The sequence below is a fragment of the Aeromonas sp. QDB54 genome (genome assembly GCF_027707385.1).
GTDB lineage: Bacteria > Pseudomonadota > Gammaproteobacteria > Enterobacterales > Aeromonadaceae > Aeromonas > Aeromonas hydrophila.
In genome coordinates this window covers 17,204-42,145 of record NZ_JAPCIT010000024.1, presented here as the reverse complement: position 1 = coordinate 42,145, position 24,942 = coordinate 17,204, and the positions used below count along the sequence as shown (strand labels likewise).

Annotated in this window: 27 protein-coding genes; 24 read left to right on the top strand and 3 right to left on the bottom strand. The window is 52.5% G+C overall.

Going from position 1 to position 24,942, the window contains the following annotated elements; genetic code table 11:
• On the top strand, positions 1-2,775 hold the full coding sequence (gene traN / locus PG881_RS19885; RefSeq protein WP_270802376.1) for a conjugal transfer mating pair stabilization protein TraN: 2,775 nt from the start codon (positions 1-3) through the stop codon (positions 2,773-2,775).
• Between the two features lie 1,196 nt (positions 2,776-3,971).
• Here traN and PG881_RS19880 read toward each other — a convergent pair.
• Both PG881_RS19880 and PG881_RS19875 read right to left on the bottom strand, forming a co-directional pair.
• Positions 3,972-4,835, bottom strand: a complete 864-nt coding sequence (locus PG881_RS19880) for a hypothetical protein (RefSeq protein ID WP_270802374.1) — start codon at positions 4,833-4,835, stop codon at positions 3,972-3,974.
• Positions 4,836-4,966: 131 nt separating this feature from the next.
• Entirely contained in the window at positions 4,967-5,629 is a 663-nt protein-coding gene (locus tag PG881_RS19875) for a hypothetical protein (RefSeq protein WP_270802372.1), read from the bottom strand.
• Positions 5,630-5,917: 288 nt separating this feature from the next.
• On the opposite strand from PG881_RS19875, the gene PG881_RS19870 reads away from it, so the two are divergent.
• The 16 genes from PG881_RS19870 to PG881_RS19795 all read left to right on the top strand — a co-directional run bounded on the left by PG881_RS19870 (position 5,918) and on the right by PG881_RS19795 (position 18,644).
• Positions 5,918-6,280, top strand: a complete 363-nt coding sequence (locus PG881_RS19870) for a hypothetical protein (protein ID WP_270802370.1) — start codon at positions 5,918-5,920, stop codon at positions 6,278-6,280.
• A 291-nt stretch (positions 6,281-6,571) separates the two neighbouring features.
• Positions 6,572-6,751 carry a hypothetical protein gene (locus tag PG881_RS19865; protein WP_270802368.1) on the top strand — a complete coding sequence of 60 codons (180 nt, stop codon included), beginning with the start codon at positions 6,572-6,574 and terminating at the stop codon, positions 6,749-6,751.
• 218 nt (positions 6,752-6,969) lie between these two features.
• Entirely contained in the window at positions 6,970-7,938 is a 969-nt protein-coding gene (locus tag PG881_RS19860; protein WP_270802366.1) for a CbbQ/NirQ/NorQ domain-containing protein, read from the top strand.
• 13 nt (positions 7,939-7,951) lie between these two features.
• Positions 7,952-8,848, top strand: coding sequence for a hypothetical protein (locus PG881_RS19855; RefSeq protein WP_270802364.1), 897 nt, complete (start codon positions 7,952-7,954; stop codon positions 8,846-8,848).
• Between the two features lie 105 nt (positions 8,849-8,953).
• Positions 8,954-9,958: a recombinase RecT gene (locus PG881_RS19850; RefSeq protein ID WP_270802362.1), complete on the top strand. Its 1,005-nt coding sequence runs from the start codon at positions 8,954-8,956 to the stop codon at positions 9,956-9,958.
• Between the two features lie 67 nt (positions 9,959-10,025).
• The gene (locus PG881_RS19845; RefSeq protein ID WP_270802360.1) at positions 10,026-11,036 is read left to right on the top strand and encodes a YqaJ viral recombinase family nuclease; all 1,011 of its coding nucleotides are present in this window, start codon (positions 10,026-10,028) and stop codon (positions 11,034-11,036) included.
• 203 nt (positions 11,037-11,239) lie between these two features.
• On the top strand, positions 11,240-12,433 hold the full coding sequence (locus PG881_RS19840; RefSeq protein WP_270802358.1) for a DUF3150 domain-containing protein: 1,194 nt from the start codon (positions 11,240-11,242) through the stop codon (positions 12,431-12,433).
• An 81-nt stretch (positions 12,434-12,514) separates the two neighbouring features.
• On the top strand, positions 12,515-14,311 hold the full coding sequence (locus PG881_RS19835; RefSeq protein ID WP_270802357.1) for a VWA domain-containing protein: 1,797 nt from the start codon (positions 12,515-12,517) through the stop codon (positions 14,309-14,311).
• A gap of 105 nt (positions 14,312-14,416) precedes the next feature.
• Positions 14,417-14,617, top strand: a complete 201-nt coding sequence (locus tag PG881_RS19830) for a hypothetical protein (RefSeq protein ID WP_270802355.1) — start codon at positions 14,417-14,419, stop codon at positions 14,615-14,617.
• Between the two features lie 133 nt (positions 14,618-14,750).
• Positions 14,751-15,242, top strand: a complete 492-nt coding sequence (locus PG881_RS19825) for a DUF3085 domain-containing protein (protein WP_270802353.1) — start codon at positions 14,751-14,753, stop codon at positions 15,240-15,242.
• 341 nt (positions 15,243-15,583) lie between these two features.
• Positions 15,584-16,123, top strand: coding sequence for a hypothetical protein (locus PG881_RS19820; RefSeq protein WP_270802351.1), 540 nt, complete (start codon positions 15,584-15,586; stop codon positions 16,121-16,123).
• A 113-nt stretch (positions 16,124-16,236) separates the two neighbouring features.
• On the top strand, positions 16,237-16,731 hold the full coding sequence (locus tag PG881_RS19815; protein WP_270802349.1) for a hypothetical protein: 495 nt from the start codon (positions 16,237-16,239) through the stop codon (positions 16,729-16,731).
• Between the two features lie 66 nt (positions 16,732-16,797).
• A complete protein-coding gene (locus PG881_RS19810; RefSeq protein ID WP_270802347.1) occupies positions 16,798-17,682 on the top strand; it encodes a DNA adenine modification methylase in 885 nt (294 codons plus the stop codon).
• 58 nt (positions 17,683-17,740) lie between these two features.
• A complete protein-coding gene (gene yfaE, locus PG881_RS19805) occupies positions 17,741-17,971 on the top strand; it encodes a class I ribonucleotide reductase maintenance protein YfaE (protein ID WP_223939699.1) in 231 nt (76 codons plus the stop codon).
• Positions 17,972-18,031: 60 nt separating this feature from the next.
• Positions 18,032-18,436: a hypothetical protein gene (locus PG881_RS19800; RefSeq protein WP_270802342.1), complete on the top strand. Its 405-nt coding sequence runs from the start codon at positions 18,032-18,034 to the stop codon at positions 18,434-18,436.
• A complete protein-coding gene (locus tag PG881_RS19795) occupies positions 18,426-18,644 on the top strand; it encodes a hypothetical protein (protein ID WP_270802341.1) in 219 nt (72 codons plus the stop codon). The genes PG881_RS19800 and PG881_RS19795 overlap by 11 nt, the downstream gene beginning before the upstream one ends.
• Here the strand turns inward: PG881_RS19795 and PG881_RS19790 are convergent.
• Positions 18,641-19,909, bottom strand: a complete 1,269-nt coding sequence (locus tag PG881_RS19790; protein ID WP_041205731.1) for an IS4-like element ISAeme3 family transposase — start codon at positions 19,907-19,909, stop codon at positions 18,641-18,643. The genes PG881_RS19795 and PG881_RS19790 overlap by 4 nt on opposite strands.
• Positions 19,910-20,008: 99 nt before the next feature.
• Here PG881_RS19790 and PG881_RS19785 point away from each other — a divergent pair, with 99 nt between their 5' ends.
• From PG881_RS19785 to PG881_RS19755, 7 genes are all read left to right on the top strand, one after another.
• On the top strand, positions 20,009-20,272 hold the full coding sequence (locus PG881_RS19785) for a hypothetical protein (protein ID WP_270802339.1): 264 nt from the start codon (positions 20,009-20,011) through the stop codon (positions 20,270-20,272).
• A 100-nt stretch (positions 20,273-20,372) separates the two neighbouring features.
• Positions 20,373-20,564, top strand: coding sequence for a hypothetical protein (locus tag PG881_RS19780; RefSeq protein WP_270802336.1), 192 nt, complete (start codon positions 20,373-20,375; stop codon positions 20,562-20,564).
• Positions 20,565-20,631: 67 nt separating this feature from the next.
• Complete coding sequence (locus tag PG881_RS19775) at positions 20,632-20,985, top strand: topoisomerase II (protein ID WP_270802334.1); 354 nt, start codon at positions 20,632-20,634, stop codon at positions 20,983-20,985.
• A 229-nt stretch (positions 20,986-21,214) separates the two neighbouring features.
• Positions 21,215-21,544, top strand: a complete 330-nt coding sequence (locus tag PG881_RS19770) for a hypothetical protein (protein ID WP_111589848.1) — start codon at positions 21,215-21,217, stop codon at positions 21,542-21,544.
• Between the two features lie 426 nt (positions 21,545-21,970).
• Positions 21,971-22,276 (top strand): hypothetical protein, encoded by a 306-nt coding sequence (locus PG881_RS19765; protein ID WP_270802330.1) that lies wholly within the window; start codon positions 21,971-21,973, stop codon positions 22,274-22,276.
• Between the two features lie 476 nt (positions 22,277-22,752).
• Positions 22,753-24,378 carry a DNA cytosine methyltransferase gene (locus PG881_RS19760; RefSeq protein WP_270802328.1) on the top strand — a complete coding sequence of 542 codons (1,626 nt, stop codon included), beginning with the start codon at positions 22,753-22,755 and terminating at the stop codon, positions 24,376-24,378.
• A 60-nt stretch (positions 24,379-24,438) separates the two neighbouring features.
• On the top strand, positions 24,439-24,870 hold the full coding sequence (locus tag PG881_RS19755; RefSeq protein WP_270802326.1) for a hypothetical protein: 432 nt from the start codon (positions 24,439-24,441) through the stop codon (positions 24,868-24,870).
• Positions 24,871-24,942: the final 72 nt, after the last annotated feature.

Genomic DNA, 24,942 nt, shown 5'->3' with positions numbered 1-24,942 from the left:
ATGAACAACCAATCGGTAGTCTACAAATTCATTGCAGCTACACTGACGCTCACCATTTCAATGCTGCCTGTGCATGGGTACGCCGCTGACGGCATCGCTAAAGTCGGAATGGAAGCTCAGGATCTGGGCAATGAGATGGCTAACTCATTCAAAGGATCGTCGGGTTCGGTGCAGAACGGGCAAATTACACTGCCATCCATCAAAGATGGGAAATTTGATACATCAGGACAGGCTAGTTTTAGCGTCAATGAGCTATTCCCAGGTACTAGCGGTTCAAATTCTCAAGGGAGTAGCTACTACTTCCCGGATGCGAACAATCCGAACGTTGATAATTTAAAGGGTATGTACGACTCGAATACGAATATGGATTCGCAAGGCGGTAATGCTCAAGGTTCTCTTTATTCTGATGCGAATGGTAGTAGTCCATCAATATCCGGTGCGGCATATAAAGTGTTGCTTGATGCAGCCAATCGCTCAAGGCCTGATTTCTCCAATGATCCGATGCTAAATATGAGCAAAGACACCTATGAGAATATAGATCTTATTTCACAGGGGTTTGGGGATTGCTCTGCTGAGTCAGTGATTAAAGACTCCACTCTAAATACTCATGTGCCGAAATATGAACGCTGCCAGAGAGTAATGGATCAGAGTGCTGACTGCGAGGTTCTTCATGATTATGATGCGTCGGTTGTGAAGCACTATGACGGTCCATACAACATAAAATCGTGCGGTGCTGACTGCACTGAATTATGGATTGGTCAGGTTGCGGATAACTACTGGAAAGGCTGGTGTACTATTTATGAAGAATACACCAGAGTGATTGTTAGCAACCCTGAGGCAATTGTTTCTGCAACTTTGGAATACGCAAAGTATGACGATTACATGCAAGTTTGGGTAGGCAAATCAGGAGCGGAAACAAAAGTTTGGCAGGGGCCGAATAACGATTTTCCTCCAGAAACAGCTGGTGAATGTGAGTTGAATACAAGCTGGGAGCAAAACCCAAATGTAGACGTTACTAAATACTTTAAGAACGTTAACCCAGGGGATGTTGTTACATTTAAAATTAGAGTTTCGGTAGCTGATGAAGGTGAGGGGTTCGGGCGAATTAAACTGAGATTTGACCCTTCTAAAACGGTCACAAAGGATACCTGGACTCCACAATCCTGTTTGGACTCGGCTAAAGGTGTCGTTGATAAATTTGCTAAGGGTTCTTTCGTGTGCAATGACATGCCTGTGGTTGATGCGGATAAATGCACAATTCTGAACGGCATTCGTGTTTGTGAAAGTGACCTTGCTGAATCCCCTCTGCCGGGGATTGATCGCTTGTGCAGAAAGGTACATGTCAAGGCTGACTGGGATTATTATAAGGGGCAAATGGAGTGCTGGGTTGACCCTCAAGGGGAAAAGCATTGCCCGGTTAATAATGGTGGAAATCTGAACTCATGCAAGCAGTATGAAAACAACCCTCAGTGTGGGTTCATCAGCTCAGAGTGTATTGACGGTGCACAGGGTCAGTCAGGCACATGTTATGTGTTCAAGGATACCTACGATTGCGGCACAGATGTTAAAGTCCCCTCCATGGAGAAGGAGACAGAGTTCAAGTGTGGGGGACCTATTCGTTGCATGGGTGACGATTGTCTCGACATGACTAAGACGCAGAGCTCAGACTTTGCAAAAGCAACGGCATTGCTCAACGCCGCGCAGTTTATGACTCAAGATATGACTTGCACGGGCCAAGATGGAAATGACAAGCCTACGGGCGAAGAGAACGTTATTTGTTCCGCCTTTGCGGGAAAAAAAGGCGAGTGTAAAATTGCGGTCGGCGGCGTATCAGACTGCTGTGAAAAGCCGACCAATATTTCTTTGTCTGATTACCTCGCCTTGATCATGGCGGTGCCAAAGCTGGATGGTGCTGTAATGAGCCTAAGTGACGGTAATGTGATGAAAGGGGCATATCAGGTAATCCGCGACCCGGCTGTCCAAGGATGGACCGAAGTTACTAAGCCATTCACCAGTTACGTTGAAAACCTGTCAGGAAGTGTGGACTCATTCACTCAGCCAATTGAGCAGTTCGTTGATCAATTTATTGATCAGATTAAAGCTCAGATAAAAGAAGTGATGATGGATGTGTTTAAATCAGCTGGGCAAGATGCTGCAACTGAACAGGCGGCCGCGGCCGCTTCCGAACAGGCAGCAGAGCAATTGATGCAAAGCGCCGCCACATGGATGAGTACGGCAATGACCATTTATACAATTTATGTCGTTACAATGGTCATGATTCAAATGATCTGGAAGTGTGAAGAAGATGAGTTCACTATGAATGCGCAACGTGCTTTGGATAATTGCACCTATGTTGGTTCATATTGTAAAACGAAAGTATTGGGTCAATGTATTGAGGAGCGAGAAGCTTATTGCTGCTTTAACTCCCCCCTTTCTAGAATTATCCAAGAGCAAGTTAGACCTCAGTTGGGACAAGACTTTGGCTCGGCAGAAAGCCCACAATGCCAAGGTATTCCTCTGGCTGACATTGGGAAAATTGACTGGAATAAAGTGGATTTGACCGAATGGCTCGGTATTTTACAGCAGAACGGGAAGTTTCCAAATCCACAAGACATGGACATCAACAAGCTTACCGGTCAGGGCAGTGATTTTAATATTGATGGTGGAAGAAAAAATGCTCAGGAAAGAGCAACAGATAGACTAGATGGTATTGATGTTGATGCTGTCAGGAAAAAGGTGACTGACAATATGGATGTTCCTACTGGTAGCAATTAACCCGAATTGCGTGAAAAAGGGAGGCATGATGCCTCCTTTTTTATTGGGTGCAGGTTGCTAGATCTAGCCCGCCAGCCGGGGGATCATGGCCGGGGGCCTGCGGCGGCCCCGGTTCCCGAGCGGCGGCGGCCGATGCCGGTGCGGCTGGATGCCGGAGCTCGCCCACCAGCCGGGGGATCATGGCCGAGGGCCTGCGGCGGCCCCGGTTCCTGAGCGGCGGAGGCCGGTACCGATGCGGCTGGGTGCCGGAGCTGGCCCGCCAGCCGGGGGATCATGGCCGGGGGCCTGCGGCGGCCCCGGTTCCCGAGCGGCGGCGGCCGATGCCGGTGCGGCTGGATGCCGGAGCTCGCCCACCAGCCGGGGGATCATGGCCGAGGGCCTGCGGCGGCCCCGGTTCCTGAGCGGCGGAGGCCGGTACCGGTGCGGCTGGGTGCCGGAGCTGGCCCGCCAGCCGGGGGATCATGGCCGGGGGCCTGCGGCGGCCCCGGTTCCCGAGCGGCGGCGGCCGATGCCGGTGCGGCTGGATGCCGGAGCTCGCCCACCAGCCGGTGTGGGATGAAAATAAAGTTTCATCCTTGCAAATAAAGTGTCATCCCAACGGGATGAAAGAATTGATTTTGCTGGGCTGTAGCCGTTCTTACTGCTCAAATCACTGACTTTAGGATGAAACTTTAACCATCGTAGCGGGCTGGATCGCAACGTAATTTCTGGGTTTCAAGGCGGCGAAAGGATGAAACTTTATTTTCATCCAACAGCCGGGGGATCATGGCCGAGGGCCTGCGGCGGCCCCGGTTCCTGAGCGGCGGAGGCCGGTACCGGTGCGGCTGGGTGCCGGAGCTGGCCCGCCAGCCGGGGGATCATGGCCGAGGGCCCGCGGCGGCCCCGGTTCCCGAGCGGCGGCGGCCGATGCCGGTGCGGCTGGATGCCGGAGCTCGCCCACCAGCCGGGGGGGATCATGGCCGGGGGCCTGCGGCGACCCGGTAGCCGGTTCCAGCTCGGTGCCCTGGTGCTCTATGAGCAGCTGCCGGTGGACGGAGCCAGAGCTGGCTCACCAGCTGGGGGGATCATGGCCGGGGGCCTGCGGCGGCCCCGGCGAGCCGGTTCCCGCTCGGCGGTGGTCAGAGTGGGTGCTAAGACTGGTATTTGTAGATAAAAAAATGGCCGCTAACAGATGGCGGCCAGAGAAGGGGCGATGTTTAAGAAGGATAAACAAAGAGCTCGGGTTTACCCTTTTCAAGCAGATATGGGAATTGGACCTTATCACCACTTTCCATAGTGACTTCTTTCGGAGCTAGATAGATGAAGCCCCAAGTCGGGAGGTTTTGGCTGATTTTGGCATAGACAGCTTGTTCAGGAGCATGGCTTGCTGCGCCATTTGTGACATTGATGAAGTTAAACTGCGTTTCATGACCGGAAGTGAAGGCATACGCATCCCCTTGAACTCCAGTAATGAACGCTGGAGCTGTGCCCCGACTCGGTTCTACGACACGTACCTTGATGGAGCACATATCCGAAACCTTACTTTTACCATTGATCCAAGTCGGGCAGCCCCATTCGTTCTTGTAAAATTGGTACGTCAGGTTGCCATCTTTGTCGTAGAGCAGAGTGAACTGCGCTCCTAGATCGGTCAGCGATGACTCGACAGAAAATTTCACATGTGAAATAAATTTGGCTTGAGCGTCAGCGGGAGATGCAGCCTCGCTTGCGGGCATCCAAGCAAGCAGGCTGTTACGGGAGCCATGCTGCTTGGGACCTATTGCCCAGTTAGCTAAATTGACCAGCCCGCCCTGCCAGTCAGATAACCCACTAACGCTCGGGGAGATATAGCCAGAGAGCACATAGGCGGCCCCAAAGGTTTTGGTATCTGTCAGTCGCTCCAACTGATCGCGTGGAACAGACGCATCCTGAATCCCTGTTTTCAGGTCACCGGCCTCGGCAATGTTGAAGGCGCGGCTGTGGTCAGTTTTGTAAGTTGCCGGTTCATAGCGGGCGCTCGTGCTTGCGCAACCAGAGAGCGTAGTCATGCACAGAGCTGTAGTGGCGATCAGTATCTTATTCATTACGTTCTCCTTACTCACCTGAATGGGGTTTCACTTCATTGGCCTAGATAATATCACGGCATCAAAAAATGCAACTGTAAAAAAAGCCCCTCATTCAACTGAGGGGCAAGCACGGGTTGTTACAGGTTGTTCTATGCAACAGCTTTATCAGCCTGGTTCTCGATGTCAGCTTCGGCATCCAGCTCGTGTTGAGCGGCGACCGGGGCGGCTTGCGCAACTTCACTCTCTTTGCCCTTGGCATGAGCGGAGACTCTGGCCCGTTTTTCGATGCCAATGATGCGGCCAGACAGTTTGAACAGGCGTTGTTGCCACTGATAGTTCGCTTCGGTCCGTTGCTTGTTGCTGAGGATGGCATTGAGCCAGAGTGTATCGACGATACCCATCAAGCCATCAAGCTTGCGGATCAGATGAACAAACTGGGCCACTTGGGGAGAACTAATCTCGATGTCATAGGTGGTCGGATGGCTGTAGCCAGGCATACCGTCGATACCATTGTCTGCCATAACTTTCTTGAGTTGGGCGGTGCCCTTATCAAGATCTTCGGAAACCTTGGCGATGAGTTCCAGGATGATAGCTTCAACCTGGTCGATTTCATCCTGTTCGCCGATGATGCGGAGGATAACATCAATAGAGAACAATGAGTTAGATACCCGGTCGAAACTGCGGTCCATGACACGTTGTGCCTGGAGGCTGTTCATTGTGACTGAGTTTTTAAACACCGGACGAGAGTAGTCCGGACGACTGATGTTAGGACGCGGCTGGCTTGCCGCGACAGCTATTTCTGCTTCTGCCATTGATATGCTCCTTAGGGTACGGGGTAAACGCACGATAAGGATAAAGAGATTTTTTTCGTAATCAGATCGCTCAAGTTGCCCAAAATGGACACCTACAGCGTTTTCTATCCGAAATAGATCCGCTATATTTGAAGCATCTCAGTCGCTCTGCGACTTTGTGTGAGATAGCTGGTCTCCAAAAACAAACAGCATTCTGCTATGTGCCATCTGGCATTTTTAAACCCCACACCGGGGGCGTACTCCCGGTTATCGGGTGTTGCCCCTGTAATACCTTTCAGGAGTAACACCATGCACATCATCACTTTCATTGCTGTTCTGTTCGTCGCTCTGGGTATGCTTTTCATCGGCGCGAAGGTCTTTGCACTTTCGTTTGTTGCCCTTGCCAAGCTGTTTCAGCGCGTCGGCTTGTTCCTCTGGAACAAGCTCCCAGTCGCTTCGATTGGTTTGTTCCTCAAGAACAAACTTGTCGAGCCAGCAATGCGGTCTTTGAAGGCCGTCATAACAAAGAACGTAGCCAAAGCCCGCAAGCCCAAAGCTACTGTTGTGTTTGAACCGCAAGCATTTAATGTTCCGCGTATTGATTTCGAGCTGGCCTATCCGGATCTCGATGTCCCTGCGTACTTGCGTAAGGGTACCAATATCGTCTGGTAACCTCGGTCGTCACTGACTGTTTTAACCCATCGGGGCAACTCTCCCCGCTGGGGATGTTGCCCCTTTTAACTCCAGGAGCAACATCATGGAAATCGCTATCATCGCTACATGTATCCCTCCCGCCTGGTTCATCTCTCGCCCGCTGGTGAAGATTGCTGAGTGGTTTGGCTACCGCTGATAGTTAATACAAAGAGAGAGGGTCACCTCTCTCTTTGGTCAAGCCTCTGTGGCTTGTCTTTAAAGCCCGCTGCATGAGCTGGCTTTGACGACAAGCTACAGGGGGAATGTCGAATGCAACAACACGTATACGACGATAACAAGGGCGTCATCTACCTTGCCGACGGGCGCGAAGTTAGGTTTGACTCGACACTCTATTCCAGCGCAGAACTGGCGCATAGCGAAGCGGAGAGATGGGCCAAATTAACGGGCGTCATCGGCCAGGACGACGATGTGATGATGTTCGTCCATTAATAGGTGGCCTCACAAAGAGGCCACCTCTAACTTGAAGCAAGTCTGCTCACTCATGGCTCGGTCATCAGTCAGTAGATTTTGTTCTCTTCGGAGAGCGAAAAAGTGCGATAGCTGGTCGCCAAAAACAAACAGCAAACGAACGTTTTTTTTCTAACCCATCCGGGTGCATCCTCCCGGTTCGGGAATAGATGCGCCTGCCATTTATAAGGAACGCATCTATGTCTCAATACGCTCAATACTCAGTAAGCAAGGTCTTCGGTATGCCAAGCATCCCGGAAAAGGTTTTGGCTGTTGGCTATGCCGATACCACTAACCCGTTCATCCCTGCTACTGATCCCAACTACGTTTTCCGCAAAGAGTTTCTGCGAGAGGTTTTGGCCTTCCTCAAAGAACCTGGCGGTGACGGGTTGTTCACTACGGGCCCTACCGGGTCAGGTAAAACCTCTGGGATCACTGAAATCGCGGGTCGTCTGAATTGGCCTGTACAGCAAATCACTGCCCATGGGCGGATGGAGCTGTGCGACCTGATCGGACATCACGCGCTGATTGCAGCTAACCCCGGTGAACCCCCTGTCATGAAGTTCATGTATGGACCGCTGGCAGTTGCCATGCGTGAAGGTCATATCCTCCTCATCAACGAGGTGGATCTGGCTGATCCTGCCGAACTGGCTGGTCTCAATGACGTCCTTGAAGGTCGTCCTCTGGTGATCGCTCAGAACGGTGGTGAAATCATCAAGCCGCACCCGATGTTTCGTGTGGCTGTTACCGGCAACTCTACTGGTTCCGGTGATGCTTCTGGTTTGTACCAGGGCGTGATGATGCAGAATATCGCCTCAATGGATCGCTATCGTTTCATCAAGGTGGGATATGCCGAAGATATTGCTGAACTCAGCATTCTTGGACGTGTCACTCCCAACCTGCCGGAGAACATCCGAAGTGGAATGGTGCGTATCGCCAACCAGGTGCGCAAGCTGTTCCTCGGTGAGAACGGTGAAGATGGTCAGCTCAGCATTACCATGTCCACTCGGACGTTGGTGCGCTGGGCCAAGCTCTCTCTCGCCTTCCGTGGTGCCCCTAACGCTCTTGAGTACGCCTTGGATCAAGCTCTGCTTATCCGGGCCGCGAAAGAGGAACGTGAAGCTGTCCTGCGCATTGCGAAGGATGTGTTTGGCGAACAGTGGCGCTAAGGGGAGGGCGGATATGAAGCTCAATGACTGTCTGTGCCGTCGTTACACCTTTTCTACTGTGACCGCTTGGCAAGTTAATCAAACGTTCATTGGTTTCAAAGTGCTGCGGGAGCCCAGCTCCTCAGCACCGGGCCAATTAGTGATGGTTGAAATTTGTCAGGTTGTTATAAATGGAAAGGCTCAAAATTGGTCCGAGCAGCAGCTTGGAAATACCTTTGAAGCCAACAGCTTTGAAACCATCCCGATGGTCTACCAAGACCAAGAAAAGCAGCATGTGTCGAAGTTAATCGAGCAGGGGTATGTCTACCTGGACGAGGTACTGGTAAACGCAACGACACGTATTGTGCAGGAAGTGGTAAAGGAGCGGGCGAACACCTCACCTGTGTGGTGTTCAGTCAACTGGTTGTTTACCCCTCCACCTGGAGGGGGAAAGATCTACAAAAAGTTTCTCAACAGAGTATTTGCCGAAGCCGCCACTTTGATTGAGTTTAAAGTTGAGCGAGATGGGAGCGATGATGAGCAACTATCCGGGGCATTGATGAGAACGGACAGTGGTTTTGAGCTGAGGGTAGATCGTAGTCTTGGCGAAAACACCATCCATCCTGACACGCTGGAAGGCGCTGGTGAGATTCGCTACGAACATGGTTATTTGCCGTTGCTGATCCTGATATACCTGCAACAGCAATATGCCTACCATTTCGTCGGTGTGAGCAATGCCCCATGGGTGACGTTCTGCGATGAGCAGGGCAACCCCTTTGAGTATTCGAACTTTGATTCGCTGGTACCCTTCATTGAGCGGTTCGGTTTCAGCTATGACGAGGTGAGGAAGGATGCGGAAAGGCTTGGCCTTGCGTCTGCACTGATCCGTCTGGCTGGGATTGAAACCGAGCAAGAGGACTTGTTCTTTTAACCTTCGGAAGGGAGCTTTTCCCTTCCAAGTTACTTGTAATTAACCCTTCGGGGGCACTACTGCCCCGAGGGGCATGGTGTCCCCCAATCACATTGGAGATACACCATGTCTGAAACTAATTCCTTGGTTGTCCGTATGGCTTCCCGCTTCGGAGTCGATGGCGATAAGTTCTATGCAACGTTGAAAGCAACGGCATTCAAGCAGCGTGATGGCAGTGAGCCGACACATGAGCAGATGCTGGCGCTCATGGTTGTTGCGGAACAATACAACCTCAACCCCTTTACTCGGGAAATCTATGCGTTTCCTGACAAGCAGAATAAGGGGATTGTTCCGGTTGTTGGCGTTGATGGCTGGAGCCGTATCATCAATGACCACCCTCAGTATGATGGCGTCGAGTTCGTCTATACGGACAAAATGGTCAAAATGCCGGGGGCAAATGTCGAGTGCCCTGAGTGGATTGAGTGCGTGATTTACCGTAAGGACAGATCTCGCCCCACCCGCATCAAGGAGTTTCTCGATGAGGTCTATCGTCCGCCGTTTCAGGGGGATGGTGAGTATGGTGCGTACACAGTTAACGGTCCCTGGCAGACTCACACCAAGCGTCAACTCCGTCATAAAGTGTTGATTCAGTGTGCTCGGGTCGCGTTAGGTTTCTCTGGTATCTACGACCAGGATGAAGCCGAACGCATTCGCGAGATGGAGCAAGCTACGGCGATCAATCCCGCTGTAGCCAATCTTCCATCACCGGAAACCGTAAGTCAGATCGTGCCAGAGCCGGTTCAGGAAGTTGTGCTCATTGAGCACAAAGAAATGGACCCCATGCTGACCAAACTCGTTGGCCGCGCCATTAAAGGCAATGCCTGGTCTGCGGCACACGAGTATGTTGAAGAGCGATACAAAGGTACTCAGTTGGCGTATGCAGTTCACTACCTTCGTGAGAAGCAGATGGACCACATGCCCCCCGCTGATGCCGACTACCAGGACATGCAAGGGCCGGTCATTGAACATGATCAGGCAGGTGCAGCACCGGTAGTTCAGGAATCCAATTCCCAACCATCAAGTAAAGTGGAGGAGCCTCCCGTGATGGAAGAGGAAGTATGGTACGAGTAATAAACCCCACCGGGGGGCTTCCCCCCTGTTGGGGGGATCTCCCTCCTAACCACTGGAGAGGTCCGTCATGAAAATAGTCAACCTGTCGCAGCGCGAGGAGGATTGGCTTGCATGGCGGCGTCGAGGCATAACCGCCACCGACGCCGCTATCTTGCTCAATCGTTCTCCGTACAAAACCCGATGGAGACTGTGGGCCGAGAAGACCGGATATGCGCGAGAAGTCGATCTGAGTCTCAATCCTTTGGTTCGCCGAGGGGTTGCGAATGAAGATTTGGCAAGGCGAGCTTTCGAGGAGAAGCATGATGACATGCTGCTCCCGGTTTGTGTCGAATCGGTACAATATCCCCTCATCCGTGCTTCGTTGGATGGATTGAGGGATTGCGGTGAGCCGGTCGAGCTGAAATGCCCGAGCGCGACTGTCTGGCAAGACGTTTGTCTTGAGAAAGCAAACAGCAACGCATACAGGCTTTACTACCCGCAGGTGCAACATCAGCTCCTGGCTACGGGTGCAAAGCAAGGGTGGCTAGTCTTCTACTTTGAAGGCCTGATCCTGGAGTTCCCCATACTCCGTGATGAAGCCATGATTCAAGAAATCTTGGCTGAGGCACAGCGGTTCTGGCAGCAGGTGGTGGACAAGAAGGAGCCCGAAAAAGATCCGGAGAAAGACCTCTTTATACCGCAAGGTAAAGAGGTTAACGCATGGATCGCTGCGGCTGAGGAGTACCGTCTTTATGATGCAGAGGCTCAGGAGCTGAAACAGCGCTTGGCCGAGTTGCAAGAGAGGCAGAAACCTCACCTCGACACCATGAAGGCCCTCATGGGGCAATACTTCCATGCCGACTACTGTGGCGTGATGGTGACAAGGTACAAAGCGGCAGGTAGGGTGGACTACAAGAAGCTGTTGGCTGACAAGGCTGCGGGTGTTAAGCCCGAAGACATCGACCAGTACAGAGAAAACTCATCAGAGCGGTGCCGAGTGACGGTAACTGGCTCGGTGAAACCACGGTACATTGTGGATGATAGGGTCTTGGCCCCTCTCCAAAATCTATCGGAAGAAGTAACGTCAAGTTGGTGGTAAGCGGGGATTTCCCCGCTTTACCCGTTTTCCACTGTGGACTCCATGAGTCTCCAATGGAAAGCAGATTTTGTTCTCTTCGGAGAGCGAAAAAGTGCGATAGCTGGTCGCCAAAAACAAACAGCAAACGAACGTTTTTTTCTAGCCCAACCGGGCGCATCCGCCCGGTATGGGACGTGATGCGCCTCAAAAATATGGAGTGCATCATGACTAAAGTGAACCACCTGAATCGCCTGTGCATCATTCACGTTGACTTCGACATCTGGAGCGGCCAGACCCGTTTGACCGCTGCGGACTTGAAGTTGGGAGTGGGCGGAGAAATCCCCCCCGAGAAGATTGCACTGCTCGGTAGTAAAAAAATCTGTGATCCGGCGAAGCTGAAAGGCTTCCATCGTCTGAAAACAGAAACTCGCCGTCTCCTGCTGAAATTCGGTATGCCGTTCATGAACGGTTTTGCCGTGCCGGTAGAGAAGGTCGATGAAATTACTGGAAAGCTCGATGATGTGGGCAGCCAGTTCAATGCTCTAAAACAAGACTTCATCAGGGGCTATAACATGGCTGTTGATGAGTGGTGTCTGGAGAACCCTGAATACGAAGGTGCTCTTCGCGCTGGCGCTCTCCCTAAGGAGACTGTCGAGAAGCGGATTGCCTTCGAATACCAGGCATTCATGATCGTGGCCGATAGCGATAAAGGCCATGCAATGAAGCTCAACCGCAAGGTCGAGTGTCTCGGGGATGACCTCATTACCGAAGTTACCCAGGAAGCCAATAAGTTCTACATGGAGCGTCTGGCGGGCCGTGATCAATGTGCTCTCACGACACGACAAACACTCCGGAACATCCGCGATAAAGTGGATGGGCTGAGCTTCCTGAACAGCGCGTTTACCCCACTGGTTAAGCTGCTCGATCAAACCCTCCGGGGTTACGATCAACATGCAGAGGGGCGAAATGTCGTTGCACCTTTCTTCTACCAGGTTGTGGCCGCAGTGCTGATCATGAGCGATAAGGGGCGTATCGAACAATACGCCAACGGTTCGCTCACCGTGGAAGGGATGGCCGAGGGTGTGGTTGGTGCTGAGCTCGTTGCAAGCGCCGATCAGACGCCGCTCCATCAAAGTAATGCACAGCCTGCTGCACCTATTGCTCCCGAAATCGGGAACACCAATGCGCAAGCTGCTGAGGTGCTGGTTGATGAGGCTGACATCGATGCCTTCTTCAACAACTATGTAGAAAATCATGATGCTGGTGGTCAGAAAGAGGAGAAGACCGAGGCTGCACCGGTAGTACCGGACGTGGCTAAGGAACCTCTGGAAACCCCAGTGGAAAATGTAGTGGTGAATCAAACTCCCGTAGTTGAGACGCCACCGAAAGACGACGGCGTAAACGATCTTTACTTCTAAGCGCCTCGTTCAATAAACCTACCCGGAGGGGATAGCCACCCTCCGGGATGGACTATCTCCTTCTCTACCTGGAGAAACGATATGTCCAAGAAAAGAACCATCTATAGCGCCTTGCCTATCGTGGCAGCTGCTTATGGAGAGAAGCTCGGTGTCAAAGTGGCGATCGGTAACGATACCGCTTACACCGACGGAAAAACCATCGTGGTACCGAATATCCCTGACGATTATCCGAACATGGATGCCGTCTGGGGGTATTTGGCTCATGAGGCTGCCCACGTCCGTTTTACGGATTTTGGCGTGCATCGCCGTAAAGGCCTTCATGCTGAGCTGTCCAACATCCTGGAGGACTGCCGCATCGAACGGGCCATGATGGATCTCTTCCCCGGTACCGCGCAAACCCTGAACGAAGTGGCTCGTTATATGGCGCAAGCAGGCCATTATGAGCATGTTACGGATGACGAGGCCCCGGCCTCGATCCTGACAGGGTTTTGCCTCTACTGGTTGCAAACCAAGGCTGTGGGCCAAACAGTCCTGCAACCCTACCTCGATTCGGCAACCACCGTTATCGGGCGAGTGTTCCCTCAAGGTGTCGTTGTGCGGCTCAACGCTTTGCTGCGTAAAGCCGTGAATACGAAATCCACCGCTGAGGTTATTTCCTTGACCGACGAGATCATCAAAATGATTGAGGAGGAGAAGGAGAAAGAAGAGCAAAAATCCCAGAATGGTCAGGGTGATCAAAATCAGCAAAATGCAGGTGGCGAGCAACCTCAGAACAATCCGGGCGGGAGTGGGCAGGATCAAAATCAAAGCGCAGGTGGCAATGGTGGCGATCAGCAAGGCAAAGACCAGAAGCAAGAAGGGGCTGGTGGTCAGTCTGATCCGAAAGGACAAGGCGACCAAGGCTCATCGAATGCCGATGGGAGCACTCAGGCAGGACAGCAATCTGCTGGTGGTGATAATGGCACGTCCAAACAGGACGCGGCCAAGTTGCTCCAACAGGTTCTTAATGCCGGTGCAGGTGATTTGCGTGGTGACGCGCATGATGCACTGAAAGCTGAGCTCAACCAGGTGGCACAGGAGCAGGGCAACAGCAGCTATACGACTGTTCGCACTGCCAGTGACACTCACAACAACCCCATCGCAGGTAAAAGCCTGATTGGGAATGTAAAGAGCACCACGGCCAAGATCAGAACGCAGCTCTACGGCCTGGTACAAGCCAGCCAGCGAGTTGCTCATCGCACTCAGCGTTCAGGGAAGCGTGTTGACGCACGGAAGCTACATCGCGTAGTTACCGGCGACACCCGCGTCTTCCTCAAACCGGAAGACAAGAAACGCCCGAACACGGCGGTTCACATCCTAGTTGATATGAGCTCGTCTATGTCCTATCGGGCAGCCAATGGGAAGGAGCGTCAGGACATCGCACGGGAAGCATCCCTCGCCATTGCTATGGCGCTGGAGGCGATCCCCGGAGTGAATCCGGCCGTTACCTTCTTTGGTGGCGACGATAATCAACCGGTGTTCAGTGCTGTGAAACATGGAGAGACTGTTCAGAATCGGGCCGGTCGGTTCGGGTTCAAAGCGAGAGGTAATACCCCGATGGCGGAAGCCATTTGGTATGCTGCCTTTGAACTCACTAAGACCCGTGAAGAACGAAAGATGTTGATCGTAGTGACAGATGGGGCACCTCAAAATGCCCCGGCCTGTAGCTCTGTCATCAACCTCTGTGAACGCAGTGATGTTGAAGTAATCGGCATTGGAGTTGAGACCAACGCGGTAACAAGACTGTTCCCAACGAACATTGTCATTGATGACGCGGCGGCTCTCCAGCGCACGTTGTTCAAGTTGCTTGAGCGGTCCCTGACCTCTTTCGCGGCTTGATTGAGCATAAAGCGGCTACCCCTGGGTAGCCGCCAGTTTTTGAACCCATCGGGGGCTGAGTTCCCCTAATGGGGATGAAGCCTCAATGTTTTTGAGGAAATCATCATGGAAAACACCACAACCATCACGACCACGAAAGGCTACACACTGAAAGTGCTTCGTGAGGGTTTGTACTACCAATGCACACATCTGAATGGCGTCGAGTTGACGCCAGACTATCAAGATGTACTGGTACTGAAAACCGACGCTTCCTTCCTCTGCGGGGCGGCATACACCCCAGCAAACTGGGCCGGTGTGAAAGTGTAGTGTGGGATCAATCTGGTCCCGTGCTGTGAAACGATAAGCGGTTACCCCTTGGGTCACCGCCCTTTATTAAAACCCACAGGGGGCTGATTTCCCCCTGCTGGGGGATGAGGCCTCTGATTATCGAGGAATACTCATGTCCATCATTTCTTTCAACATCCAAGAAGTGAAAAAGCTTGTAGACGAACTCAAAGCCACACAAGCCTACTCAGCCAGCACTGGTGATCTGTTCAATCCCGGTATGTATCCGGATGGCGTTCCACGCGATGAACATGGCCGCAGTGAGCAGGAAGCTGAGAAGTTAGGTGGGTTCTTTTGGCCGTCTTCAAAGTACATCGACCAGAGCAAAGTGAAGCCTTCGCTGGTGCTGGTAGGGGATCATGGCTTGTACTTGATCACCAACGCAAAAGCTGAAGGTACTCCGGCCTCTCGTGGAACAGTGGTCTATGCAGCTGGTTGCAATCCCAAGCTGGATGATGACTTCTACGAGAATAAGTGCGACCTCTTTGGTGGTGATGATGGTTCGGTAAGCCTTCCTATGGAATGGGCCGAATGGGCTATCCAGAACAAGAAGAGAACTTTCCGCTTGAAATCCACCCGCGGCTCTATTTCGTTGGTGACTAAGTGAGAAATGCACCCAACAGGGTGCAATAATCCAGACGGTTGTCCCCTTTGGGGATGGCCGTCTGTCACGGTTATTTCACCCGTAAAGGGCAGCTTGAGCGTTATCGCTTATGCTGTTGCTGTGCAACAATTTAAGCATGAGGGGGGGGTCCCCTCCTGCTTTCCTAGGGGCATAAAATTTCACATGTGAAATTGTTTGTGTCACTCGGAAAGCAAGATTTTGCTCTTTGTCGAGAGTGAAGCGTGAGATAGCTGGTCTCCCAAAACAAACAGCAATCTACCTCAGCCCCTCGGGCGCACAGCGCCCGTTGGGTCATGTGCGTCCTCAACACTTAAGGAACGCATATGACTAACATCGAAAAAATCAAAGCAGAAATGCTGAGCATCTCCAAGAAGAACAAGCTGCCGGAATTTTACGTGGAGGATTTGTCTAAGGACTTATCCCTCGTAGAGACGTTCAGCGGTCACAAGTTGGTATGGGTACTCCGCACTTGCGGGTCTGCCCTGGTGCCGACAAAGGTTGGGGTTCACCCCACTCATGTGACTCACTGGATCTGGGGGAACTCAGGACAGCAAATCATTACGTACTCGGTTGATACCCTTAGCGGCGTCATCGAGAAGATCGACTTCGAAGAAGCGGAACGCATGATCATGCAGCCGCCACGCCAGCTCACTCTTTCCCTCGGGAAGGAGGCTATATCCAAACAGGTCAACGAAGTGTTGGCTCTTGGGTGTGACCTCAAGGTCTGGGGGATTTTCGAGTCACCGTCCAACGTTGACTCGATAGGTGGCTGGGCTCAGTGGCAGCAATATTTCCTGACCTCCGGAAATCACCTGATGGCTGATTTCGTGGGCAAGGCAATTCGCTTCACTAGCCAGCGCTGATAGGAGGCGATCATGATCGAACCTATCCGGTACTACTGACACTCAATAACAACCCTCTGGGGCCATGCTGCCCCAAGGGGCTGGTGGCTCCAAAACATCACTAAGGAGCCCCTATGAACAACCTATCCACCTTGGAAACGATGATCACCCGTGACAGTGCGGCTCTTCGCTTTGTCGAACAGCTCGATAAGAACGAACTGAGCTCTCTATCCGGGGAGATTTTTGCCAAGTTCTACTGGTACAAACGTAATCCCCAGTGGTTCAAAAAAGATACCAACCGACAATTCGCTCGGCTTCGTTGGATCTGGCGCATCATCAAGAAACGCCTGAGTACCGGGCGGGCCAAGCCTGAATTGACTGTGCATGGTTCCGAGATGGAGCGCTTCAAACACCTCGGTGGAGATGCCTGGATGTTTTTCCGACATCACCTCGGAACCGGTTGGGAGATCGCTTTCGTGCCATCTCCTTACAGTGGTTTTTGGGTAAACGTGCATGAGCTACAGCTCTGTACCTACTGCGAAGGTGATGTGGTCATGATGAGGTCTCCTGATGAAGGATCCTTCGAACGTGATTACGGTCGTCTGTGCCAGTGGTACGAGGACAATTAATCCCTAACCAGGGGCGAACATGCCCCTGACGGGGGCAGGTGCGCCCCATCCAAAATGGAGGACACCATGTTCAAATCGTCAGTATGCTCCTATGAAAATCGGGGGCCTTATGGAAACAACAAGTATCGCGGCAACTGCACGGGTCACATCGTAAAAGACTTTATCGAGTCTTACATGAGAAAGCCCGAAGGCCTGGTTGCAGACCCCAGTATCGGGGGAGGATCCAGTGTCGATGTCGCCAACGAACTTGGTGTTCGTTTCAAAGGCACAGACCTGCACCAGGGGTTCAATCTGTTGCGGGACGACTTCCGGGCGTTTCTCGGAGAGCCTGCCCATCTAATCTGGTGGCATCCACCTTACTGGGACATGATCCAATATTCCGGTGAGCAGTGGGGAGAGCCACATAAGTGGGATATGAGTCGAATGACCTTACCTGCCTTTGTGGAAGCGCTGGAGCTCGCAATCATGAATATTCATGATGCTTGCGAACCGGGCGGCCACTACGGGATCTTGATGGGCAATCTGAGGCGGGAAGGGGACTACTACAACCTGTCCAGTCTCGTTGAGCGTCTGGCTCCTGGGAAGCTGGTGGATGAGATCATCAAGACGCAGCACAACTGTGTCAGTGATCGCACCCAGTATGCCGGGAAGCTAGTCCGTATCTCACATGAAAAGCTCCTCGTGTTTCGTCGTAGTGATTCCACTACATCGCTTCGTCTTCTTCCTGCTGTTGACCGTAGAGCCACCAAATCGGTTGCGACTACCTGGAGTGCAGCGATAAGGCGTGTGATGCAGGGAAAGACGTTAACGCTAGAGCAGATTTATCAAGAGATGGAGGCTTATGCGAAACACTTTGATAGTCAGTATTGGCGTGAAAATGTCAGGCAAATTATCGAAGACAGTAAGTTTTTTGTTCAACGCGAGGCCGGTGTCTATGCACTTGCTGAGTAGCCCTTCCGTGGCGTGACTTCCCGGATGGGCTGGTCACGTTCTCTTAACCCTAAGGAACATGACCATGAATATTGAGCTCCGTGCCAGCAGTGATGTGCTGTTGGTTCAGATCGAACGCAAGGGCCTTACTGTCGAAACACATTGTCGCAGTGGCTTTTGTGGCATGTGTAGGACTCGTCTCGTCAAAGGCCAAGTCGCCTATGAAGAGATGCCGATAGCATTTGTGAACGAAGGGGAAGTATTGGTTTGTTGCGCTAAAGCAAAGACTGACGTGACCCTTGAAATTTAACCCACCCGGAGGGGCCAACCCCCGAGGGGTGAGGTTCCTCTGAAATATGAGGAAAAGAATATGTCCACCAAAACTCAACTGGAACAGATCGCCTACAACCACGCTGCCGCGATGATGCTCAGTGATCTGGGAACGCATGAAAATGGCTATTCAGCCTATCTGTATTTGTGCGAGCTGGCTGAAAAAAGTGAAGATTCCAACGAACAGCTACCCGACGATATTTCTGCTTGGGGGCCCTTCGAAAATTGGAATTTGCTCGATGTTCTGAATCAGATCGACTGTGAGGCCGAAGCGCTGCTTCCCACGCTGGAGACTGTTCTGACATTCGCTCACAAAGGCATTGTGCAATCTGCTATTGATTGCACCCTGGATTCGGACATGAACCTGCTTGATCTGAAAGATATGGTCGAAAAGGGGAGTGAGCTCGAACAGGCGGAGACTGTTGGAGGTGTGTATGCAGCTTAATCGATTCACAGCTCAAGGTGCCGACAAAAGCCGGATCCTGCGAGCCATCGGTTGGTGCCGACGTAACCACCTTTCACTGGCTGGTCTGCCGTTTGATGAGAAGCTGTCCGGGAGTGAAGGGATCAACCTGGAGATTATTTCTCCTCCGGGTGTGTCGCGTGAAATGCTGACCCAGGCCATTAGTGAAGGCTCATGTACAGGACCTTAAGCGTTGAGTCCCTTTAAAACTCCTTCCAAGGTCCTGTTCTGTATCGATTTTCTCTGCTTGGTTCGGCAAGCGTTCTTGGCCAAATAATCAGCTGCCCATTCCAGTCTTTCCCTTATTTCTGTCAGCGCTCTATGGGCCACTGCTTCCAATAGCGGCAACCACCATGTCGTACTGTTCTTTGACGCTTTCAACATCGATAGCTTCCCTGTCATCACACTCTGCGCGACCCGCCTTTTCATCACCAGCGACAGCAAACTCGTCCACACCAATCCCTCGGCGATGGCTTTCTCCCCCGTCACAAACCCCTTGAGCCGGTTGTGCGATTTCCACTCTTTAAATAACAACTCCACCTGCCAACGGCAGCGATACAGGCTCATCACCTGCTCTGCTGACCATGCCGCTCGCGGCAGGTTGGTCATCCACAAGCAGAACCGCTTTTCCTCGGCAAACCAGCGTCGGATCAAGCGGTACTCGACCTTGCCGGACTTCACCACCATATCCAGCACCTCGGCCCGACAGCGCCGCCGTCCTGCCTCTTTCAGTGACAGTCCCGCCAGTTTTGGCACTTCCCGCCCATCACCGCGCCAGGCCTGGATTATCTTGGGGTTCAGGCTTTGCGTTCCTCGCACCAGATAAAATCCGCCAGCGTCGTTCACCTGCTCAAACCAGGCCCTGTCAATGTAACCCGCGTCAGCCAGCAGCAGGCAGTTGGCCAGCTTGTGAGCCTCAGGGAGAAATTGCCGCTCCCCTGCGGTATCGGCAGACACACTCATGCACAGTGGGCTCTGCTCCGACAGAGACATGGTCATATGGCACTCGATAGCCGCCGGACTGATGGTCTTGAACCGGCCGGGAAAGTCAGCCGCCAGACGCCGGTGCACCGCGAAGGAGGTGCCATCGTGCAATAACACCTGCTTGAACGCGCCGAGGGAGGCCGCTTTGAGTTGATGGTCGATACGCAAGGCGATGGCCCGTTCGACCAGCGCTTTCATAAACAGGGCAAAGCTCTCTTTACGCAGCTGATTGTGAAACGGTTTGTAAGAAACCTGATGCTCTTTCGTCAGCTGCAAGGCATTGAAATGACGGTGTAAGCTGGCAATGTCATTGACCTGGTCGCCCCCCATGGCCCGCAACAGTGCAGGTACGAGCATGGCAGGGGTAATGGCGCGCTGACGCAGACAAAACTTGCAGAGCCGAGCAATGCGCTCGAGTGCGGCGGGAGCCAGGAGTTGCTCCAGATAGTGATTAGCATTAATAATGGTCATAGGCTTCGCGCGTGTTGATTTTGTTTGGCGATAAAATTAGATCACAAACGAAGCCTTTTTTATATCTATTTCAATTGGTTGGCGCTAAAGATCCTGTACATGAGTGAAGGCTACTCCGAGCGTGATGTCGTCAGGCATCGCATTTTGGAGTGTCCTCTAGGTTGGTTCATGGAGGCGGAAGGCCGGTCCTTTGATCAGGACATGTTCCATGACTATGTGGTTGCACATGGTTATGGAGAGCCTTCCACCGAAGCCTATGAGCTGGCAGAGAAGTGGTTCTGGCAAGGCCATGATTATGCAGTGATCGCCGCAGAAGTCGTTGCGCGTGACCTCTGCATCTGTGATGACGACGATGATGACTAAGCCAATGGCCGTGATCACCGAGTTGTTGCTCATGAACTGTTAACCCACGGCGCCACTCGCCCTGATGGGGGAGGGTCCTCTGTTCACAATGGAGAAGACCATGACAGAACACAGTCAACTGATAGTGTTTCCAGGGAACAATTCTGAGTCGGTTGCAGAGGCCAGGGCCATGCTGAGCGCGGTGTCGAAAGATGCCAGCCGAGCAAGCAATCCGGAGCATAAACGTGACCTTGAATCGCTTTACGACTGGCTGGAGGAGAATATCAATTCTCGTCTGGTGGGCGCGAAGTAACGATGACTCTAACCCTACCGGGGCACTGTGCCCTGTTGGGGACATGGTGCCCGTCTAAGGAGCTACCATGAGTGCAGTGAAACTGATCCAGAATGTAAACCAGCTTGAGCTACAACTTTTCTTTCTGGAAGAGATGCCTAAAACCGCAGAAATTATCCCGTTAGAGCCGAAGCTTGAATGGACTGATGATGAGGTTTGGCAATTACGAGACGGACTGCTCTGGCATAGCCTGAGAGTCCTGGCCGATGGTCGAGCTGGAGTGGAGATCAAACGGGAGACGATGGGGTGGATGATGTCAGATGACATCCATCCGTTCTCGTTCGTCGTCTGTTGCGCTCAAGCGGGCTATGACCCATCTGGTATTAGGGAAGGCGTTGAGTCTATCCTAAACCGCCTTGCGCGGGTTAAAGTGGGGGGGTAACCCCCTGCTTTCCCAGAGGCATAAAATTTCACATGTGAAAATTTTTTGTGTCTCTCGGAAAGCAAGATTTTGCTCTCTGTCGAGAGTGAAACGTGAGATAGCTGGTCTCCCAAAACAAGCAGCATATAGCCTATCCTGACCGGCATCTCCGGTCAGACCATCAAAAACCCATTGGGACGTACACTCCCTTTCGGGTCGTGCGTCCTTCTTTACCCCTAAGGAGTACGCCATGAATGTAAATATCAAAACCCTGGTTCTTGAGGCGATCAAAGAAACACTTCGCGTGGCTCAACGCCAAACTCAGAAGCAGCGGCCAATCGACAACCTCGATGCCGAGTCTATTTGCCACCGCTTCCTCACTGAAAAGGAGGATGCGCTCACCCATGGTACCGATAGCTATGGCTACTGGTTGACCGCCTTCATCGAAAGCGATGCTGGTCTGGATGAGGCTGTCGAACTTGATGAAGTAGTTGCCAAGTTGAAGGATGGATTCACTTCCGGCTTCGGCTCTTGTGAATCAGGGCAGTATTGTTTTGATGTTCACGAGCAGGCTCATTAGAAATCCAACCCAATCAGGGCGCATACCCTGCTGGGATACTGCGTCCTATTCTTGATAGGAGTGCACGACCATGGCATACGCAAGTTTGCTACCAGATCAACGGTTCAATGAGATCTACGACTTGCTGAACCAACGAGTGGCTGCGGCCGCCAACGCTGCGTATAACGCGAAGCTGGCGAAAGCGAAAACCCGTAAGCAGCGTGAGTCCTGTGCAGGGCACTACCCAAGCGACTGGTCAGTTCTATTTGGCCTGTGGTGTCGGGACAAAGTGACGAACTTGCATGTGCTTGACTGCCTGCGATTGGGTCATGTCTACAGCGGCCAGGATCTGGCTAGTTAGACTGTCCGTAATCAACTCAATTAACGCCAACCGGCGCATCCGCCCGGTTGGGACGTGATGCGCTCACAATTTACTTGGAGAGCATCATGGAAAAATTACACCTCAAAGACGGGTACAGCATTTATTTTGCCGATGTCTATTTTGACGACGTGATCTATTCGATGGGTACCGGGCTGGGGTTCACCGACGTGATTTACGGCTATTCATTAGGCCGCGATCAACAGGAAGCCGAACAGCTGGTGACCGAGAAGTACAATGGAAAAGTTTCTGCAAAGCCCAACGGTGACGAGGTGCGGGTGAAGAAGGTCTATCTGCGACTCGCTCGCAGTCAGGACATCAACCGCTACACCTTCCCCGAGAACATGGCTGGGTACTCCCACGCCATTCAGTAATGCAGATCGCTTTGTACTGACAACACACAAACCCAATTGGGGGCCACCACCCCCCGCTTGGGCCGGTAGTGGCCTCTCTTGCTAAAGGAGAAGGCTATGTCCGGAATGAAATACATGAACAGCTGTGTGAATTGGCCGCAACATGATGTCAGCGCCGAAGGCGGATTGTCAGACATGGTGGATCTGTCCAGAGATGTCTCACGCAGTACCTTTTTGAAGCATGTAGACCAGGCAGACCTCCACGAGTTGGAGGCTTGTTTAGGTTACTCACGCTCACCCAGGCAGGGTATGACCATGGCGGACGATTACCACGTCAGCTACCACCGGTCGAAACTGCATGGTGACACCGTGTATTACTTGAAGCACTCAGCTATTGAGTACGTTTTCGCGTGATACAACAAACACATTAACCCACTCGGGGCCACACCTCCCGACTGGGGCGGTAGTGGCTCTCCCGACACCAAGGAGATACAAATATGGCTACTATCGTTAACACCAAATTAGGGGAACATCGGGGCAAACCGCGTGTGTGGCTGGAAGGCTACAAGCTGTTGCGTGAAGGCTACTCGCCTGGCACTAAGTTCGATCTGGAGTTGAGAGACTCTCAAATCGTTCTTCGGGTCAAGGAAGAGGGCAAGTTCACGGTCAGCAAGCGGGAGCGTAATGGCCGTGTCACCCCCATCATCGATTTGAACGCGCAGGAGCTCGCTACCGTCTTTGACGGGGTTGAGATGCTCCGGGTGTTCATTCGTCAAGGCGCGATTCTGATCTCTGCTCATCATCAACATGAGCGAGTCGTTGAGCGTGTCAACCGCCTCACCAGCAAACTGGAGAAGGGAGAGCCTCTTTCGGTATGCAGCCTCTTCCATGGGGGCGGTGTGCTGGATAAAGCGATCCACGCGGGGTTTAAGAGATCGGGTATCGCAAGCTCTATCGCGGTTGCTGTCGAGATGGAAGGGTCATATCTTGACTCGTCCCTCGCCAACAACCCTGAGCTGTGGGATGAAAACTCGATAGCTATTGAGTCACCCATCCAGGCCGTGAACCTGAGCAGGAATCCCACGCAATGTGAGATCGTGATCGGCGGGATCCCCTGCACTGGAGCTTCTAAGAGTGGTCGTAGTAAGAACAAACTGGAATATGCCGAATCCCACCAGGATGCCGGAGCACTGTTCTTCAACTTCCTTGAGTTTGTCAAAGCTCTCAATCCAGCAATGGTTCTGATTGAGAACGTTCCCGAGTACCAGAAAACCGCCAGTATGGAGGTGATCCGGTCTGTGCTCTCCTCGCTAGGATACTTCGTGCAGGAACGCATACTCGACGGTAATGAGTTCGGTGTCATTGAATGTCGCAAGCGTCTTTGCGTCGTTGCGCTTTCCCACGGGATTGATGGGTTTGACCTTGAACAGGTTCAGCCAGTCCGTACCAAAGAAAGCTGCATCAAAGACATTCTTGAGCCTGTCCCACTCGATTCTCAACGTTGGAAGTCATTCGACTATCTGGCGGATAAAGAATTGAGGGACAAGGCCGCAGGTAAGGGATTCGCACGTCAGCTCCTGACAGGTGATGAAGCTTTCTGCGGCACGGTAGGCAAGGGGTACTCAAAGTGTCGCTCAACCGAGCCGTTCATTGTTCATCCGGAGCAGAGTGAGCTATCCAGGCTCTTCACCCCAGCCGAACATTGTCGGATCAAGGGGATACCCGAGGAGCTGATTGATGGCCTGTCGGACACGACTGCTCACGAGATCCTCGGGCAGTCGGTTGCTTATCCTGCGTTCGAGGCCTTGGCCTCATCGCTTGGTAACAGCCTCTGGAGCTGGAGAGGTATGAAGCCACTCATAGTTGAGCTGGTGGATGATTCTCAGCCGACTATCGGTGGAGGAGACTTCCATTGGGCAACTGCTCTGGTTGACCTGAAAGGTACCCTCACGCTATCGCCGACGGCGAAAAAGCTGGGGATGCCTATCCACGTTCGGGACGGCCAACTGGCCGTTTACTCCCGCACTGGTTCGAAGACAAGCCACGGCCATGCGCCATGTGAGTATCTCCCGGTCATGCAGTCCGGAGATGCGATCATGGTTCAGTCGTCGCTTGTCCATTAGCAACTCACCGGGGTAATGCCGAAAGGCAATTACCCCGGCCTATCCGAAAAGGAGTGAGTCATGAAAATCGAAATGGTTGTGCCCCTACCTGTAGAGGATTCGGGGCTTCAACACAGCATTGCCAGGTTCCATAATTTTAACATGGACTCAAAGAGGCAAGATAAAGCCAGGTTCTTCCGCAGGGAACCGGTTGTCATCGTAAACCCCGAGACCAAAGCGAAGGTGTTGCGGTATGCGATGGGTAACCCTGGTGGGCTTTCTATCACCAAGGGAGCGATAGCGTTGGATTACGATGCGGTCGATGCGCTTGGTGTCCGGTTCAAAGGCGCTGTAGAGCTTGAGGTTCGCAGGGCTAAGCGCTGGGAAGTATGGCAATGGTTCTGGAACCATCGGGATCAGAGCGTTCAGCTGTCAATCAAGATGGGCGTAGTCGGTACAGTTCTGGGAGTCCTTGGCTTCCTGACTGGGCTTGCACCGTACCTTCTTGGGTAATTCAAAAAAACCTTATCGGGCAAAGTAGGCCCGGTACGGGGCTTGCTTTGCTCTCCCTTCAAGGAGAACAGA

What these genes read in the sequence shown, in the direction of transcription:
- traN (WP_270802376.1), top strand. Translation starts at nt 1, where the DNA reads ATGAACAACCAATCGGTAGTCTACAAATTCATTGCAGCTACACTGACG.
- PG881_RS19880 (WP_270802374.1), bottom strand. Translation starts at nt 4,835, where the DNA reads ATGAATAAGATACTGATCGCCACTACAGCTCTGTGCATGACTACGCTC.
- PG881_RS19875 (WP_270802372.1), bottom strand. Translation starts at nt 5,629, where the DNA reads ATGGCAGAAGCAGAAATAGCTGTCGCGGCAAGCCAGCCGCGTCCTAAC.
- PG881_RS19870 (WP_270802370.1), top strand. Translation starts at nt 5,918, where the DNA reads ATGCACATCATCACTTTCATTGCTGTTCTGTTCGTCGCTCTGGGTATG.
- PG881_RS19865 (WP_270802368.1), top strand. Translation starts at nt 6,572, where the DNA reads ATGCAACAACACGTATACGACGATAACAAGGGCGTCATCTACCTTGCC.
- PG881_RS19860 (WP_270802366.1), top strand. Translation starts at nt 6,970, where the DNA reads ATGTCTCAATACGCTCAATACTCAGTAAGCAAGGTCTTCGGTATGCCA.
- PG881_RS19855 (WP_270802364.1), top strand. Translation starts at nt 7,952, where the DNA reads ATGAAGCTCAATGACTGTCTGTGCCGTCGTTACACCTTTTCTACTGTG.
- PG881_RS19850 (WP_270802362.1), top strand. Translation starts at nt 8,954, where the DNA reads ATGTCTGAAACTAATTCCTTGGTTGTCCGTATGGCTTCCCGCTTCGGA.
- PG881_RS19845 (WP_270802360.1), top strand. Translation starts at nt 10,026, where the DNA reads ATGAAAATAGTCAACCTGTCGCAGCGCGAGGAGGATTGGCTTGCATGG.
- PG881_RS19840 (WP_270802358.1), top strand. Translation starts at nt 11,240, where the DNA reads ATGACTAAAGTGAACCACCTGAATCGCCTGTGCATCATTCACGTTGAC.
- PG881_RS19835 (WP_270802357.1), top strand. Translation starts at nt 12,515, where the DNA reads ATGTCCAAGAAAAGAACCATCTATAGCGCCTTGCCTATCGTGGCAGCT.
- PG881_RS19830 (WP_270802355.1), top strand. Translation starts at nt 14,417, where the DNA reads ATGGAAAACACCACAACCATCACGACCACGAAAGGCTACACACTGAAA.
- PG881_RS19825 (WP_270802353.1), top strand. Translation starts at nt 14,751, where the DNA reads ATGTCCATCATTTCTTTCAACATCCAAGAAGTGAAAAAGCTTGTAGAC.
- PG881_RS19820 (WP_270802351.1), top strand. Translation starts at nt 15,584, where the DNA reads ATGACTAACATCGAAAAAATCAAAGCAGAAATGCTGAGCATCTCCAAG.
- PG881_RS19815 (WP_270802349.1), top strand. Translation starts at nt 16,237, where the DNA reads ATGAACAACCTATCCACCTTGGAAACGATGATCACCCGTGACAGTGCG.
- PG881_RS19810 (WP_270802347.1), top strand. Translation starts at nt 16,798, where the DNA reads ATGTTCAAATCGTCAGTATGCTCCTATGAAAATCGGGGGCCTTATGGA.
- yfaE (WP_223939699.1), top strand. Translation starts at nt 17,741, where the DNA reads ATGACCATGAATATTGAGCTCCGTGCCAGCAGTGATGTGCTGTTGGTT.
- PG881_RS19800 (WP_270802342.1), top strand. Translation starts at nt 18,032, where the DNA reads ATGTCCACCAAAACTCAACTGGAACAGATCGCCTACAACCACGCTGCC.
- PG881_RS19795 (WP_270802341.1), top strand. Translation starts at nt 18,426, where the DNA reads ATGCAGCTTAATCGATTCACAGCTCAAGGTGCCGACAAAAGCCGGATC.
- PG881_RS19790 (WP_041205731.1), bottom strand. Translation starts at nt 19,909, where the DNA reads ATGACCATTATTAATGCTAATCACTATCTGGAGCAACTCCTGGCTCCC.
- PG881_RS19785 (WP_270802339.1), top strand. Translation starts at nt 20,009, where the DNA reads ATGAGTGAAGGCTACTCCGAGCGTGATGTCGTCAGGCATCGCATTTTG.
- PG881_RS19780 (WP_270802336.1), top strand. Translation starts at nt 20,373, where the DNA reads ATGACAGAACACAGTCAACTGATAGTGTTTCCAGGGAACAATTCTGAG.
- PG881_RS19775 (WP_270802334.1), top strand. Translation starts at nt 20,632, where the DNA reads ATGAGTGCAGTGAAACTGATCCAGAATGTAAACCAGCTTGAGCTACAA.
- PG881_RS19770 (WP_111589848.1), top strand. Translation starts at nt 21,215, where the DNA reads ATGAATGTAAATATCAAAACCCTGGTTCTTGAGGCGATCAAAGAAACA.
- PG881_RS19765 (WP_270802330.1), top strand. Translation starts at nt 21,971, where the DNA reads ATGGAAAAATTACACCTCAAAGACGGGTACAGCATTTATTTTGCCGAT.
- PG881_RS19760 (WP_270802328.1), top strand. Translation starts at nt 22,753, where the DNA reads ATGGCTACTATCGTTAACACCAAATTAGGGGAACATCGGGGCAAACCG.
- PG881_RS19755 (WP_270802326.1), top strand. Translation starts at nt 24,439, where the DNA reads ATGAAAATCGAAATGGTTGTGCCCCTACCTGTAGAGGATTCGGGGCTT.